At 38.4% G+C, this 15,104-nt stretch carries 14 protein-coding genes and 1 other annotated feature; of the genes, 5 read left to right on the forward strand and 9 right to left on the reverse strand.

Going from position 1 to position 15,104, the window contains the following annotated elements:
* Positions 1–166: 166 nt before the first annotated feature.
* The gene (locus KJS44_RS11570) at positions 167–1,768 is read left to right on the forward strand and encodes an LCP family protein (protein WP_008687066.1); all 1,602 of its coding nucleotides are present in this window, start codon (positions 167–169) and stop codon (positions 1,766–1,768) included.
* A 112-nt stretch (positions 1,769–1,880) separates the two neighbouring features.
* Here KJS44_RS11570 and KJS44_RS11575 read toward each other — a convergent pair whose 3' ends face one another.
* From KJS44_RS11575 to KJS44_RS11585, 3 genes are all read right to left on the reverse strand, one after another.
* Positions 1,881–3,116: a hypothetical protein gene (locus tag KJS44_RS11575; protein WP_008687064.1), complete on the reverse strand. Its 1,236-nt coding sequence runs from the start codon at positions 3,114–3,116 to the stop codon at positions 1,881–1,883.
* A 78-nt stretch (positions 3,117–3,194) separates the two neighbouring features.
* The gene (locus KJS44_RS11580) at positions 3,195–3,899 is read right to left on the reverse strand and encodes a hypothetical protein (protein ID WP_008687061.1); all 705 of its coding nucleotides are present in this window, start codon (positions 3,897–3,899) and stop codon (positions 3,195–3,197) included.
* A 146-nt stretch (positions 3,900–4,045) separates the two neighbouring features.
* Positions 4,046–5,206, reverse strand: a complete 1,161-nt coding sequence (locus KJS44_RS11585) for an alanyl-tRNA editing protein (protein WP_008687058.1) — start codon at positions 5,204–5,206, stop codon at positions 4,046–4,048.
* Positions 5,207–5,494: 288 nt separating this feature from the next.
* On the opposite strand from KJS44_RS11585, the gene KJS44_RS11590 reads away from it, so the two are divergent.
* Together KJS44_RS11590 and KJS44_RS11595 are read left to right on the forward strand one after the other, a co-directional pair.
* The gene (locus tag KJS44_RS11590; protein ID WP_008687056.1) at positions 5,495–6,370 is read left to right on the forward strand and encodes a class I SAM-dependent methyltransferase; all 876 of its coding nucleotides are present in this window, start codon (positions 5,495–5,497) and stop codon (positions 6,368–6,370) included.
* A gap of 17 nt (positions 6,371–6,387) precedes the next feature.
* Entirely contained in the window at positions 6,388–6,825 is a 438-nt protein-coding gene (locus KJS44_RS11595; protein ID WP_008687054.1) for a hypothetical protein, read from the forward strand.
* Between the two features lie 323 nt (positions 6,826–7,148).
* Here KJS44_RS11595 and hxlB read toward each other — a convergent pair whose 3' ends face one another.
* The gene (gene hxlB / locus KJS44_RS11600) at positions 7,149–7,709 is read right to left on the reverse strand and encodes a 6-phospho-3-hexuloisomerase (protein ID WP_008687052.1); all 561 of its coding nucleotides are present in this window, start codon (positions 7,707–7,709) and stop codon (positions 7,149–7,151) included.
* Positions 7,710–7,752: 43 nt separating this feature from the next.
* Positions 7,753–8,379 carry a 3-hexulose-6-phosphate synthase gene (hxlA, locus tag KJS44_RS11605; protein WP_008687051.1) on the reverse strand — a complete coding sequence of 209 codons (627 nt, stop codon included), beginning with the start codon at positions 8,377–8,379 and terminating at the stop codon, positions 7,753–7,755.
* A 228-nt stretch (positions 8,380–8,607) separates the two neighbouring features.
* On the opposite strand from hxlA, the gene KJS44_RS11610 reads away from it, so the two are divergent.
* Positions 8,608–9,360 (forward strand): DeoR/GlpR family DNA-binding transcription regulator, encoded by a 753-nt coding sequence (locus KJS44_RS11610; protein WP_008687049.1) that lies wholly within the window; start codon positions 8,608–8,610, stop codon positions 9,358–9,360.
* Positions 9,361–9,468: 108 nt separating this feature from the next.
* Complete coding sequence (locus KJS44_RS11615) at positions 9,469–9,792, forward strand: hypothetical protein (RefSeq protein WP_008687048.1); 324 nt, start codon at positions 9,469–9,471, stop codon at positions 9,790–9,792.
* A 170-nt stretch (positions 9,793–9,962) separates the two neighbouring features.
* Here the strand turns inward: KJS44_RS11615 and KJS44_RS11620 are convergent, their stop codons facing one another.
* Genes KJS44_RS11620 through KJS44_RS11630 form a run of 4 tightly spaced genes read right to left on the reverse strand, consistent with a single transcriptional unit; the run spans position 9,963 to position 14,716 of the window.
* A complete protein-coding gene (locus KJS44_RS11620) occupies positions 9,963–11,519 on the reverse strand; it encodes a bifunctional homocysteine S-methyltransferase/methylenetetrahydrofolate reductase (RefSeq protein ID WP_244976545.1) in 1,557 nt (518 codons plus the stop codon).
* Between the two features lie 11 nt (positions 11,520–11,530).
* Positions 11,531–11,725 carry a hypothetical protein gene (locus tag KJS44_RS14590; protein WP_244976546.1) on the reverse strand — a complete coding sequence of 65 codons (195 nt, stop codon included), beginning with the start codon at positions 11,723–11,725 and terminating at the stop codon, positions 11,531–11,533.
* Positions 11,722–14,067: a homocysteine S-methyltransferase family protein gene (locus KJS44_RS11625; RefSeq protein ID WP_120136685.1), complete on the reverse strand. Its 2,346-nt coding sequence runs from the start codon at positions 14,065–14,067 to the stop codon at positions 11,722–11,724. Before KJS44_RS11625 ends, KJS44_RS14590 begins: the two co-directional genes overlap by 4 nt.
* Positions 14,057–14,716 (reverse strand): vitamin B12 dependent-methionine synthase activation domain-containing protein, encoded by a 660-nt coding sequence (locus KJS44_RS11630; protein ID WP_008687040.1) that lies wholly within the window; start codon positions 14,714–14,716, stop codon positions 14,057–14,059. Before KJS44_RS11630 ends, KJS44_RS11625 begins: the two co-directional genes overlap by 11 nt.
* Positions 14,717–14,746: 30 nt before the next feature.
* Positions 14,747–14,977: a binding site (T-box leader), on the reverse strand.
* Between the last annotated feature and the right edge of the window lie 127 nt (positions 14,978–15,104).

Here is a 15,104-nt window from a genome sequence, read left to right on the forward strand (position 1 = left end):
TAGTAAAATCGTACCTATCCATTCCTTTTCTTCATCAACTTTTGTAAGAATTTGATGAATATTAACAAAACTTCATAAAAAAGGCTTTCAATCCGTCCTTTTTCTATATTATAATAATGGTTGTTACAAATGAATAAAGTAAAATTACTATATGAGGTAAAGCAATATGGAAAAGAAAGAAAAAAATACCCGTAAACGTAGTCTGATTATTGACATCGTTTTACTGGCAATCATGCTGATTGTCAGTGTCATCAGCTTTTACATCGCTTATACGTTTGGTCTGATACCAATGAAATGGATAACAATCTTTGCCGTTGTTGTCGGATGTAGTTTCCTCATCCTTCTTCTTTTGAACTTTAAGAAACTTCCTACATGGGGATTGGTCATGAAACGTTTTGTATTGATCGTCTTAACGGTATGTATTGGGACATGCGGTTATTTTCTGGATAAGTCGCGAACGACCATTAATAAGATCAGTAAAACGACTGTGAATGAAGATGGCTCAACAACCAAAAAATCTAAAATGTTCGTCGTTGTGAAAAAAGACGCTGATATCCAAGACTTAGACGATTTAAAAGATCAGACGATCGGATTCCAAAATGGCAGTGATGAGGATAATGCAACTTATATGAAAACATTGTTGCAAAAAGAAATTTCCTTTCAAGAAAGAGAAGAAATGGATTATACGGCTTTAATAACAGATTTAGAAAATAATGCTGTAGCTGCTATTGCCATGAGTGAAACTTTCTACAACATGTCAGCGGCCAATATTGATAAATTCTCGGAAGAAACAAAGATCATTGAAACCTATGAACGCGAATTAACAGACAATCAAACGAAACATAAGGATATTACAAAAGAAACCTTTACCGTTTATCTGAGTGGTTTGGATAATGTAGGCTCTCCGGATCAGCAGACACGTACCGATACCAATCTGATTTTAATCGTCAATCCGCGAGCAAATCATATTGATATGGTGTCCCTTCCAAGAGATGGCTTTATTCCAAATACAGCGACCAACAATGTCAATGACAAATTCACCCATACGGGAATGTATGGAATCGATATCAGCGTAGAAACCTTACAGCAGTTCTTTGGTATTCCTATTGATTATTATGCCCGTGTCAGCTTCAATTCATTGATTCAAATTGTTGATACCATAGATGGTATTGATGTTGATGTTGAGATTGATTTCTGTGAACAAGATGAGAACCGCAGTTTCAAAAAAGATGATCTCATCTGCTTGAAAAAAGGCGAACAACATTTAAATGGAAAACAAGCCTTGGCATATTCTCGCCATCGTAAAACCTTAGGTTATGATAATCCAGGACGTGAACGTGCTCAACAACGGATCATTAAGGCTATTATCAATAAACTTGTTTCCCCTAGTGCTATTACTTATGTAAATGAATTACTGGAAATTGCGCCTAATTACGTGATTACAGACATGCCAGCAAATCAGATTACTAAGTTTGTTTCCAGCGAATTAGAAAATATGAAACCTTGGACCATCTCTTCTATTTCCAGTGATAACGGTGTTTATGATACACGCTATGTCGCAAGTATCGCGGAAAGTGAAGGTAAAAAGGATGTATACCTGTTTAACAAAAATGAGGTTCATGCCTTACTGAATGCTTATGATGGCGCCAGCAAACAATTGGAAATGAAGGAGTATCACTTTGATCTAACAAACCTTTATAAAGATACACCAGCTGTTAACGATGATCCTAACATTGTTTGGGATAGCATGGCAGACGATCCACATTAATGTTTGTATGCAAGAATGACACACGTCATTCTTTTTTTATACATAAGCGTAGAACAAGCTATACCAAAAAGAAAAGCAGAGAAATCTCTGCTTGCATAAACATTATTCTGTATCAATTTTTCAAAGTTTCATCATTATAAGTACGATGGGTAATCTTATGCAACCAATCCTTCATCATCGCAATATCTTTTTCATCATTTAAGATATATTCCATGATCAAGGTATCCTTGCCACAATTAAACTGTGCAACAATATGAAGATATTCTTCTAACTGTTCAATGATACCCTTTCCTTTGACATCTCCATCCTCAATCACAAAACTTTCTAATGCATTTTGTGGATTGCTCAGCATTTCCAAATAATCCTCAACATTCTTTTCAAATTGATAAACATTTGCTTTGATTAGCCATCGCCAAGGTTCATCACTGGTTTTATACGGAGCCATGAAATGCAATGTTTGTGTACTGTTATCAAAACTATTTTCACTGCATCCATCCACTGGTATGTTCCAATTCCCAAAAGGATACCATACCAGATGGCGGCGATATCCGATATTCGCAATCGGCTCATCTACACCATGATGAATCAACTTTTCGCGCATCAGACAATCACACAATAGTTCATATATATCTAAAGGAAGGCCAATCGTATCATCTGCCTCATATGCAGCTTCTAAGTAATCAATGATCGTATGCGCAATCTTATCTGTAGTCTCATTCATTCCACTGTATTCATAATAACAATCTTTCCATAATAAAGCAATTGCACAATTTTTATAGTACTGGGCATCGCGCGCTAAATTGTTCCATACAAAGAATCGCTGTGCCAGTTCTTCAATTTCCAATGTTTTAAACGCATGTACAGAAAGGTATCCCATAGGTGTAACGACCCTATCGGCTTTACTCATTGGCTGATAATCATCACTGCGCCAACAAATGCACAGATTTTTATATTCTGCAACATGCTCCTCTACATACGTTGCGATATCCTGCAGCCAGCGATAAAAATAGTTATATTTCAGTGTTTCAAAATTGCGTTGTTCATAATACTTGGTGGGATCACTCACTTCAAAAGGCCATTCACTTTCCGCTATTACATCATCAAAAAAACGGCATGCGAAAGCATGAAATCCGGGACCGGCGACATTTGTCTGCGCCGTCAGAGTGATAAAACAGCCTTCATAACTGCATTCAATATAGCCCTGTGGACAGACTTCAATATTCACAAAAGTATCAAAATCTTCAAACTTTAATTTCTTTTCCTCACATTGTTTTTTTAAAAACGCACTAAATTGCTCACGTTGTGTTTCTTTTTCTAATTTACCTTCTAAGACAATTTCAATTGACATAATGACTCCTTTCATGACATTGTGTACATACCTCTTCCTTTTATGATTGGTTGAAAAAGGAACTGATTACTCAGCTCCCTATTCTACTGCTAATACTCGATAAACCGACTTCATTTCGCCCTCAAAAACCAGATTTCGTTTGGTGTAATCGTAAGAACGATTGAAATCATAATCCATGATCTTCATAACCTTGATACGCATTTCTTTCTTTAAAGCACTTTCTTTTAAATCCGTCTTTGCATAACTGACACTTACCTTAAAAGTGAAACCATCACAAGTTGTGTCATTATATACAAACTGTGCTTCTTCGCTGCTTTCCACCTTCACCGCACTTACTTGCGGAAGCGCATCCTTTCCATATTCATTTACGATGGTAGGATAGTTGCCATAATAATATGCCTCGGCAAACTCTATGTATTCACGAATACTGTCACTTGGCAGATATTGCAGACCACCAATGTCACTGCGTGACTTTTTATTTGCTAAAGTGAAGAAATCATAAACAAAATTCACGGCAACCTGTTTGGCCTCTTCTTCACTGATCGCATGATCTGGATTTTTCTCAACAGCTGCACTTAAGGAATTAAATGCTTTGATTTGTTGTTCGCTTGGGTTTAACGGTTCAACATATCGATCATTTTTAATAAGTTTAACTTCTTCCTTTTTTGTCTCACTATCACTGCCTTTTTTATCATTCTTTTGATCATTGGAACTGCATCCGCCAAGAATTAGTAGGGATACTGCAGCCATCGTCAAAACCAATTTTTTCATTAAAGGTTTCATACTTTACCTCCACAACTATAGTTAAGTATACCACAGATGATAAATGAAAGTACATCTGCCTCCGTAATTTTTAAGAAATCCTTAAGCAAATTACGTAAAAACAGCATGCATTGCTACACTTGTTCAACACATGCCGCCTTTTTCATCTAAACATTTTTGATCAGTTCTTGTATCCTTGTAAGCATATCTTCCTTATATAAACCGCCGCCTTGGGCAATGCTGGATCCAGCATTTCCCTTTAAATGATACGTATCCGCAAGCATCTCATACACTGCCTTCACATCCAAACCATTGCCTGGATTTGCAGCAACGACAATATGCGCATTATCATACATCTTGCCAATCAGAATTACCGCCTTCTGATATGTATCACATAAGAAGGAAGCCATTTTTACTAACGATTTATTATCAATATCCTCAAACTGTTCAATGATCAGCTGTTCTTCTCTTTGCCCCAGTTCCTTAGCCAGCATCTTATAGTATTTTTGTTTCCAATCACTTACTTCATTATGAAGTTTCCGCGTTTCATTAATGATACGTCCCACACCGGTATCTAAATATAGATGCGAAATTGCTAATGAATGACTGACTTCATCCAACACCTTATAACGGCGTTCTACACAATCCAATAACTGATCACCGACTAGATATTTGATTTTATACCCCTTATTGGTTTTCTCAAAACCACGAATAAACAACAATTGTAAATAACGTAAAGAAGGGACGTGCATACAACCACATAACGTATAATCTAGGGCTCCGATGCGAACGATACGCAAATCGTCACGCATGACATCCTTTTGTGGCAGATGTGCCAAAGCTTCTGCTCTTGTCGGATATAAAATACTGACATTCAGATCATCGCGAATAAGTCCGTTACATAGCACTTGCAATTCAATTGCCATTTTTTCATTGAAATCCGGAAAATCAAATTCCACATCATTTTCTTCATCCCCGACATGATGAGCAAGGGTGTGTACCTTATAAACATTACTCAATACAGCACTGATAAGATGCTGTGCCGTATGTATTTGACATTTACGGAAACGTTCATGCAAATTGATGCTCATAAAAACAGCACCTTCTAACTTCACATCCAGCAAATGCCATAAATAGCCATCTTTTTTCTTAAGACCAAGTACCATATGGTTATCCATCATTCCAATATCACTTGCCATACCGCCACTTTCTACATAGAAAATCGTATCTTTACAGGCATGCCAGTATAACCCGTTTTCTTCCTCAACCTTAAGAACCTTGGTGTTTAATTCGGTTTTAAAGCAATTATCATAAAGTTTATTATACATAAGCGTTCCTCCTTTTTTTATTATCTTTAATTTTATCACAAATTCATCATTATTTCACGGCTATCCTTTCTTTATAATATGTGAAATCATGGGTTTCTATGACTATGCCATATCTTGTACGATACATCGCTTTCATGATATTGAAAATTTTGTATGAATCCTAAATCTTGCATGTATAAGATTTATGAACAAACGTAATCATTTGTTTTCTTTTGAAATTCGCCTAATCATCTTGAGTTTGTAACATATCGTGATATAATGAATAGGCAAATCACAAGGAGTGGTAGAATGAATCAGGTTGCTGAAAACTGGAAAGATTATGAGTGCATGGACACAGGAAATGGCGAAAAACTGGAACGTTGGAAAGATATTATCTTACGTCGTCCTGACCCTCAGGTTATTTGGCCGATTGCTGAAGAAGATGCGCTTTGGAAACAGCCTCATGCCCACTATCATCGCAGTAAATCCGGCGGTGGCAGTTGGGAATATAAAAAGAAGTTTAAAGACAGCTGGACCATCGAATATAAAAATCTTCGTTTTAAAGTTTCACCAACCGGATTCAAGCATACCGGATTGTTTCCTGAACAGGCAGCCAATTGGGATTTCATGATGGATAAGATCAGTCATGCGGATCAAGATATCCGTGTCTTGAATCTATTTGCCTATACCGGCGGTGCCACAATGGCATGCGCCAGTGCCGGGGCAAGTGAAGTCGTACATGTGGATGCCAGTAAAGGGATGGTAAATTGGGCGAAAGAGAATATGATGCTCTCCCATCTGCAAGATCGCAAGATTCGCTTTATTGTTGATGATGTCTTGAAATTTGTTCAGCGTGAAAAACGCCGGGGCAGAACCTATCATGCCATCATCATGGATCCCCCAAGTTATGGCAGAGGTCCTAATGGTGAAGTCTGGAAAATTGAAGAACAGCTATATCCTTTAATTTCCGCCTGTCTTGAAATCTTGGACGAGGATCCTCTATTCTTCTTGGTGAATTCCTATACAACAGGTTTTCCGCCAACAGTCCTTCACAATCTACTGCATGCTACCATTGCCCGTAAACATGGCAACGGTTATATTGAAGCCGGTGAAATCGGTTTGCCAATCACACGCAGCCAAACAATTTTACCTTGTGGTATATATGGAAGATGGGTTAAAGAATAAGGAGAGTTTAGGAAAGTATGAAACATTTTAAAACATTGGCACTTGCATTCTGTGCCGCTGCACTGTTAGTTGGATGCAGCACAAAAGATGCGAAAGAGGATGTCATGAAAAACACCAAATCCTTTATTGATGATGTGAAGGATAAAGTGAATGTAACTGGCGTAGAATATTATACCGGAGAAAGTCTGTTTTACAATGCAAGCGATAATGATCCACAGGTATTAGTAGGTGATGGAACAATCGTTCATATCAGTGTTGATACAAAGGATGGTAAGAAAGCTAACATGTACTACAGCATAAAAGAAGATGGCAAGATGGAAGAAATCGTAAAATTTGCCAAAGATGAAAAAGGCAAGGAAATCCCTGCCGGAGAATATGCTGTTTATTCTGCTGAAAACGAAGTAAAGGATTGGCAGAAATTATCAAAAGAAGAAGTCAGCGAAATCGCTAAATAAAGCAAAAGAAAACAGTATCTCATAGAAGATAACTTGTACTCTTGACAGTGTAGCCATGTGAAAGTGGCTATGCTTTTTTTATGCCTACACAATCATGGCGAATTATCATTTATTATAAGATATGGGTAGATATGCCATCTTCCTTTTCACATAGCGTCATTCACTGTATAAAAACCCCCTATAAGACTTATACGTTTTTTGTATGTGTCTTACAGGGGGTATGATGTTGTCCTTTTCTACATATCTATGAAACCTTTTATGATAGCAGTAATTGTCATGCCAAAATGGTCCATATCCTTTATATGGGTATACTACCTTACGTATTATTCCATATTGGCGTGACGGCCAAACATGGTATCACTTGTCATGTTGCGCTTTTCCATCAACATCATCACAGCAATATCCATGAAAATCCCTTCACTTTGCTCAAATAAAGACCCCATCGGCTGAATAGATTTGATATCTCCTTGTTTGGCACTCTTAGGTGATGGAGCACTGATTTCTACGACGACATCCGCCATCTTTGCTATCGTAGATTCTGTATTGATAGTAATTAAGGCGACACGCGCACCCATTTCTTTTGCCTTTGCGGCATGATTGACTAAACTCTTTGTCTCACCGGAACCACTACAGATGACCAATACGCCATTCTCTGCAATATTAGGTGTGCAAGTTTCCCCTACCACATAGCTATGAATGCCCATATGCATTAAACGCATCGCAAAGCCTTTTACTTGAAAACCGCTGCGGCCGGCCCCGGCACAGAAAATTTCATCACCTTGATCGATCAAAGAAACAAATTGCTTTGCCGCTTCTTGATCAATCGCGGTTAATGTATGTGTTAATTCTTTTAAGACAATATCGGCATATTCTTTATTATTCATAATATACTCCTTCTTTCTTTTCTTAATTTCTAAATTGCTAGGTTTATCGAAGATGACGTTTCATTTCTTTCGCTGCTTCAGCACGCGCTTGTGCATTACAGATAGCACCACCAACAACAATAATACCTGCGCCTTCTTCAACGATAGCATCAATGGTAGAAAGCTTTACACCACCGGCTACTGCAGATTGGGCATGCTGAATTACGCGATTCACAATCTTTAGTTCATCCAACGGATCTTTTCCACTGGATTGTACATCAAATGCCGTATGCACACAAATATAATCAACACCCATGGCATCAATCTCTTTTGTACGCTCTTCCAAATTTGTAACGGCAATCATATCAATCATAATCTTCCCATGATATTTCTTTGCTGCCTTTACAGCACCAAGAATCGTTTCATCATTACTAGCACCTAATACCGTAACGATATCCGCACCGGCTTTAAAAGCTGTTTCGGCTTCTAATTCACCGGCATCCATAATTTTGGCATCTGCCAATACTTCAATATCTGGAAAGTGTTTCTTAAATTCACGCACGGGGCGCATTCCTTCTTCGATGATAAAGGGAGTTCCCACCTCCGCAATATCGACACTGCCTTTGGTTTCTTCTAATAATGTTAGGCAATCTTCTAATGTTAATGTGTCTAAAGCCACTTGTAATTTCATATGCTGTTTCGCTCCTTTTTCTAACTGCTTATAGGATAGTACGTTTTCTTTTCAATCGCAATAATCACTTTTGTTTTTTTAAAAGAAAAAGCATTATTTCTTTGTTTTCATCTTTAATCACAAAATTTAACCAACTTTTACAAGCAAAAACCAAGCAATGCTTGACATGACACACAACTTGTCTTACGATGAAGAAAGCAAAACAAAGAATGGAAAAGGAGGTTTCTTATGTCAAAAAATACCGATACCAGAAGAGATGAAATTTATCGCCTTATTTTAGCAGAAGGCTCCGTTCGTGTGAATGAGTTAGCTGCACGCATGGAAGTCACAACGGAAACGATTCGTAAAGATCTGAATGCCATGGAAGAGCGCGGATTAATTGTCAAAACACATGGTGGTGCTGAAATCTTAAACAGCTATTATCAGTTGCCTTTGGATGTGAAATTGAATGAACATGCTTATGAAAAACAACTGATCGCAAAAGCGGCGTTATCCTATATTCGTGATAATTCTATCATCTTTCTTGATCCAGGCAGTACGACCTTATATCTGTCTAAATATTTACGTCTAAAGAAAGGCTTAACCGTTGTTACCAATTCATTGGCAATTGCGGAAATCATCTCCGAAACACAACATGATCTTATCATTGCCGGAGGTAAACTGCAAAAACGGGGAAAATCAACCATTGGAACCTTTGCGACTCATATCATCGATACAATTGTATTTGATACTTGTTTTCTAGGCTGTGATGGTTTTTTGAATGGTCCGACAACCTTTTCTCATGAAGAATTGGAAGTAAAGCAGCATGTCTTAAAACGCAGTGAAACAAGCATCCTATTGTGTGATTCCAGTAAATATCAAAAGCATTCTACCTTTACCTTTGCACAGTGTCAGGAATTTGATGTCATGATAACAGATGCAATCAGTGAAAAAGATGCTGCCGTTGTCAAAGGCATTGCGAATATCATCGTAGCAGAATGATCAATTGCTTTTTAACCTTTCAAAATTGATAGATTACTTTTTCCCTGAATAGTTTTCATCTAGTAGTACTTATGGTATAGTAAGGGTGTTAAAAAGTGAGGTTTTCTTATGAATGTAACATTATTAGCTACCATCCTTGCCATTAGTTTTTTTAGCATTGGGGTTTATGCATATCGTCGCAAAGAAGTCATGTGGTTTTGGTCAAGTCCTACCTATCAACAATTAACGTTTCATGATCCTGTTACATTTAATCATAAAACTGGTATCATGTGGATGTTGTTTGGCATTGCTTTTTTCCTTCCTGTACCATTTCGCTATTTCCATTTCTTTAAAGAAAACATCTTCATCATGTTATTATCCTGTATTCTGACCATTGGCTTATTCGTGATGATGATCTATTGGCATCATTTGTATCAGATACACCGTAAATAAGCCTTACATAAACTGTTTCTTTAGATAAACGATAAAAAAGAAGTCTCTTTCATCGTGTGTGCAAACAGCAATCAAAACACGCTATCAGACTTCTTTTTTTGACTTATGCTATTTATTTATATCATTGTATCCTTTTTCTAATCCTGCTGACTTCTAACATATAAAGATATTTAGTCATCCATTTGCTGAATATGGGCGATAATTTGTTGCATGATTTCTACGCGGTGAAAAGGCGTTATTAAATAAAACCCATCCACAAAGGATACCATTTCATCAATGGTTGCCTTCGCTATCGTAACCGCCAACACTGCCGCTTCTTCCCTGTTTTTATGCTCATAGCGAGATAAGATGGCATCATCTACTTCAATACCGGCAATCTCATTTTTCATATACAATGCATTGCGATAAGAGACGATAGGCATCACACCACCTAAGATCCATGCATCCAATTCACGATGAGCCTGTTGTAAATTTTGCAGACCCTTGGCCGAATGAATCGGCTGTGTTAAAAAAGCTTGTACACCCTGCTGTATTTTTTGTTTCGCTTTTAATAGCTCCTGCTTAAAATTTGCAGCATTCACATTTAAAGCGCCAAAAATCAAAAAAGGATGAGGGAAGGTAGTTTCATTTAAGTCGCGTATATAACCAGCCAATAATTGTGAGTTAAAGCTGAATACACCTTTTACTTCCTGACGATCTGCCGCCGGTATAGGATCTCCTGTTACGACCAACACATTATAAATATCTTCAATATTTAACCCAAACAACAAAGCTTTTGTCGCATTAATATTACGATCACGACATGTCATATGCGGTATGACATCTATGCCTAATTCACGGTGCAATTTGCAGGCCAACAAAGAACTATCTACCCGTGCACGGGCAATCGGACAATCGGCAATCGTAATTGCGTCTATTCCCTGCTCCTTGAGATATTCCGCATCATTCATAAATCGTTCGATACGGCAATCCATGGGTGGATCAAATTCTACACATATGACTTTTTCTTTTCTTTGTAATTTTTTGCGCAAAGGATTGCAATCCTTATAAAGAACCGGATCATTCGCTGCCGGTGTGGGAAGTGATAACACAGCTTCTTCTTGTAATCTTTCTTTGATCTTTTGAATATAAGAAGGCTTGCTACCGCAGCAGCCACCCAAGATACGAACACCCATACTGCTGATTTTTTCCATTTCCTGCGCATAATAGCTACTATTATCACGAAAATACGTATGGTTGGCTAAAATTGTCGGATAACCGGCATTTGGCATGATAAGAATGGTATCTTTCTTTGTATCAAAATACTTCAATAAACGGCGCATATGCATCGGCCCGCAAATACAATTCAAGCCAAAGCCATGAATATTTTCATCTTCATGTGCTGCTTTCACCAATTTTGTCAAAGGTACCCCTTGCTGCGTATAGCCATCTGCTGTCACAGCAAAACTTACTAGTACGCATACATGGGGACAACGTTCTTTCAGATATGCTGCTATTTCATGAATACCATGATCATTAGGCAAAGTTTCAAATAGAAAACAATCTGCACCCTCTTCTAAAAAAACATCCACCAATTCTTTATATTGCGTAAAAGCACTGCGCGTTCTCGTCTCTACACAGGGACCGATATCCGCAAAGACAGATGCCTGATAAGGGGTTGCTACGCGCTTGGCAATACGATAGCCTTGCCTTAACAACTCTTCTCGTTTCGCCTTACTACAATCCAAGACTGCCTCATTCATCGCAAAGGTATTTGTTTTGATGGCATTTGCCCCGCCTTCAGATATTCTTCATGAATAGCAGCCACCCGTGTTGGAGCTTTTACATTCGCCATTTCACAAGGCTCTTCATTGCCGTATAAGGATGCATAATATGTACCAAAAGCACCATCAAATAACAAGCGCTTTTGTTTCATGAACAATGGATGCATCACCCAAACACCTCCTTTGCGATATCTGCGCTTGCTTTTGCATCTTTTGCATAATAATCAGCCTGCACTTTATCCGCATATTCTTGACTGACAACAGCCCCGCCAATCATGATCTTACAAGGATGCTTACATGCATGCAGTGCTTGAATCGTTTCTTCCATAGCAGCGAGTGTCGTCGTCATTAATGCACTTAATCCAATCAAGGGTATTTGCTTTTCGACTGCCGTTTTTACAATTATATCTACTGGAACATCTTTTCCTAAATCAAATACCTGATAGCCGTAATTTTCCAAAACGACTTTTACAATATTTTTTCCTATATCATGAACATCACCGCGTACCGTTGCCAATAAAATTTTGCCTTTGGTGATGGTCGTCTTTCCTTGCCGTTGCAATTGCTGTCTAATTTCATCAAAAGCGGCCTGTGATGCACTAGCTGCATTGATAAGCTGAGGAAGATATAGTTGCTTGTTTTCATACAAATTTCCTACCTTATCAAGTGCCGGTATCAGATACGCATCAACGATCGTCAATGGTGTTTCCTTTTCCAATAACTTCTTACATAATGCTCTGGTTTCTTCCTTTAAACCTTTTTGAATCGCCATATCTATCGTGATGCCAGCTTTTTCATTCCCTTTATTTTGTTCACCATCTTTTTGCTCAGCAAAGCGTTCAATATACGCTTGGGCATCGACATCCAAACCATGCAATACGCGAAAACTATACACTGCCTCCATCATCGCGGCATGATTTGGATTGATAATCGGCATATTCAATCCGGCGCTCAAAGCCATGGTAAGAAAACTCTGATTTAATAAGAGGCGTCTTGGTAAGCCAAAAGAAATATTAGATACTCCTAATACTGTAGGTACCTGTAATTTTTCTTTCACCATATGTAATGTTTTTAATGTTTCAATGGCGCTTTTTTGCTGCGCAGATACCGTAAGTGTCAGACAATCAATAAAAACTCGTTCTTTTTCTATATGATATTGTTGCGCTGTAGTAAGAATGCGCTTTGCAATTTGATATCGTTTTGAGGCATCGTTGGCAATCCCTTGTTCATCCAACGTCAACCCTACCACATTTGCCCCATATCGCTCAATGAGCGGTAAAATCTGTTGCATGCTAGATATTTCTCCATTCACTGAATTTACGATAGCAATTCCATTATATATCCGTAAGGCTGCTTCAATAACCGCTGGATCTGTAGAATCAATTTGTAAAGGAACATCAACCAACGTCTGTAAATGACGAATTACTTCCACCATCATCTGTTTTTCATCAATTCCCGGCAATCCCACATTTACATCCAACACTTCCGCACCTGCTTCTATCTGTTCCATAGCAATCGCTGCAATTTCATCTAAATCATGATCAAGTAATGCCTGTTTCATCCGTTTATTTCCGGTTGGATTAATGCGTTCTCCAATGACCCGCACCCCATCCATTGTTACACATTTGGTTGGTGTACAAACACAGGATGGTATTTTTTTCGCAACCATTGTTCCTGTCATAGCGTGCTGTTTTAATTCGGCAATAAATGCAGGCGTTGTACCGCAACAGCCACCTATATAACGGATAGGCAAATGTGTAAAACGCTGTAAACTGTTCGCAAACTCATGTGCTTGCATCGCATAAGTATTTGTTAATGGATCCGGTAGCCCGGCGTTTGCCTTGACAATGAGAGGCAGGTTTGTATACGCGGCCATTTCTTCCACGATTGGCAACAGCTCATCTGGCCCCAATGAACAATTGACGCCAACGGCATCGACCCTTAAACGTTCAGCTAACAAGGCAAAGCTGGCAGCACAACATCCGGTAAATGTACGATGATCTTTTTCAAAACTCATGGTCACAAAAATTGGCAAATTGCTATTCTCTTTCGCCGCTAAAATAGCTGCCTTAACTTCCATCAGATCACTCATTGTCTCAAACACGATTAAATCAGCACCCGCTTGTTGCCCGGCCATTACCATTTCCTTAAAAATATCGTATGCTTCATCAAACGTTAAATAGCCATTTGGTTCCAGTAATTCGCCAATCGGTCCTATATCAAGCGCTACTCTTGTTGTTACATTGGCTGCTTTTTTAGCTTGTTGGATAGCCGAAGTTATAATTTTCTGTACACTAAAACCATTCTTTTTTAATTTTTTACGATTTGCCTGAAACGTATTTGCATAAATGATATCTGCACCACTTTCCACATACGCTTTATGAATACTTGTCACAATATCACCATGATAATATCCGAATACTTCGGGCAATTCTCCCGGTGTTAATCCTTTTTCCTGCAGCATGGTTCCCATCGCACCATCTAATAATGTTATCATCGCCTTATCTTTCACAAACAGTTCCTCCTTTACGATATTCACAGTGTTCTTTCAATGCACATACGCGACATCCGCGAACGATAGCTGGCTGTACTGTTTTCGCAATGCCGATAATCGCCGTAACACTTTTTTCCGGCACTAGCATGCAGGATTCACTAACGTGTAAACCAATTTTTCGCTCAGCATCTACTACCTGTAAAAAAGTTTTTTGTGTACTCACTGGCAAATCTCCATAACCACAAGAAAAACGATCGGTCAAGAACGCTTGTCGTTTTGCATATTGTCTGCGAAGCTGTTCATTTACATCATCACAAACTGCTTCAATCATTGCATTCGCACAGGCATTATACACATATGCTTTTCCCATATCACTGATTTCCAACGCACGTAGGCGCCTGTCTGTTTTAATCCCTAAGGTAGCGGCCATGATGATAACAGCATGGCTTTCTTTCAATAAGGCCTGTATGCTCTTCCCTTGCAGTTTTATATAACGGCATTGATGATTTTCTAATGGAAGTGTTCGATAAATGACCTGACATCGCACATCTTGATTAAGAAGTGTCATCATCTCTTCCACTTGCTTATGAAGAAGTTCATCCATCATCTGACTACCCAGATAATGTAAGATATCTTCTTCCTTCACCTTTGGCGGTTTCCATAGCATAAAAAAGCCTCCTTTCAAAAAAACTTTCATCCTTAGGACGAAAGTTTATCGTGTTACCACCTAATTTCATCACTGTTCTTCAGTGACCTCATGAAGCATACCTATGCTCCTGCCTGTAACGCAGCATTTACGCTTTTTTCTACCATATCGAAAAAAGTAGCTCCAAGACCATCTTCTCAGGACATTCCCTAATCTTTTTTCACCATGGCAAGATTCGCTGTATAGTTCTTATCCTGTTACTCTTCTCTTCAACGCATTTTATTGCCTAATTTTACCATTGCGAATCACATTCGTCAATAAAGAGCGATGAAATATATAACATTATATACAATGATTCACTCTTCAAATACTAAAGGTAAAATCCTTATTGTGAACATACCACTCTGTA

This window comes from Longicatena caecimuris (genome assembly GCF_018406465.1).
GTDB lineage: Bacteria > Bacillota_I > Bacilli_A > Erysipelotrichales > Erysipelotrichaceae > Longicatena > Longicatena caecimuris.

What these genes read in the sequence shown, in the direction of transcription:
- KJS44_RS11585 (WP_008687058.1), bottom strand. Translation starts at nt 5,206, where the DNA reads ATGTATAATAAACTTTATGATAATTGCTTTAAAACCGAATTAAACACC.
- KJS44_RS11570 (WP_008687066.1), top strand. Translation starts at nt 167, where the DNA reads ATGGAAAAGAAAGAAAAAAATACCCGTAAACGTAGTCTGATTATTGAC.
- KJS44_RS11590 (WP_008687056.1), top strand. Translation starts at nt 5,495, where the DNA reads ATGAATCAGGTTGCTGAAAACTGGAAAGATTATGAGTGCATGGACACA.
- KJS44_RS11615 (WP_008687048.1), top strand. Translation starts at nt 9,469, where the DNA reads ATGAATGTAACATTATTAGCTACCATCCTTGCCATTAGTTTTTTTAGC.
- KJS44_RS11610 (WP_008687049.1), top strand. Translation starts at nt 8,608, where the DNA reads ATGTCAAAAAATACCGATACCAGAAGAGATGAAATTTATCGCCTTATT.
- KJS44_RS11595 (WP_008687054.1), top strand. Translation starts at nt 6,388, where the DNA reads ATGAAACATTTTAAAACATTGGCACTTGCATTCTGTGCCGCTGCACTG.
- hxlB (WP_008687052.1), bottom strand. Translation starts at nt 7,709, where the DNA reads ATGAATAATAAAGAATATGCCGATATTGTCTTAAAAGAATTAACACAT.
- KJS44_RS11630 (WP_008687040.1), bottom strand. Translation starts at nt 14,716, where the DNA reads ATGCTATGGAAACCGCCAAAGGTGAAGGAAGAAGATATCTTACATTAT.
- KJS44_RS11580 (WP_008687061.1), bottom strand. Translation starts at nt 3,899, where the DNA reads ATGAAACCTTTAATGAAAAAATTGGTTTTGACGATGGCTGCAGTATCC.
- KJS44_RS11575 (WP_008687064.1), bottom strand. Translation starts at nt 3,116, where the DNA reads ATGTCAATTGAAATTGTCTTAGAAGGTAAATTAGAAAAAGAAACACAA.
- hxlA (WP_008687051.1), bottom strand. Translation starts at nt 8,379, where the DNA reads ATGAAATTACAAGTGGCTTTAGACACATTAACATTAGAAGATTGCCTA.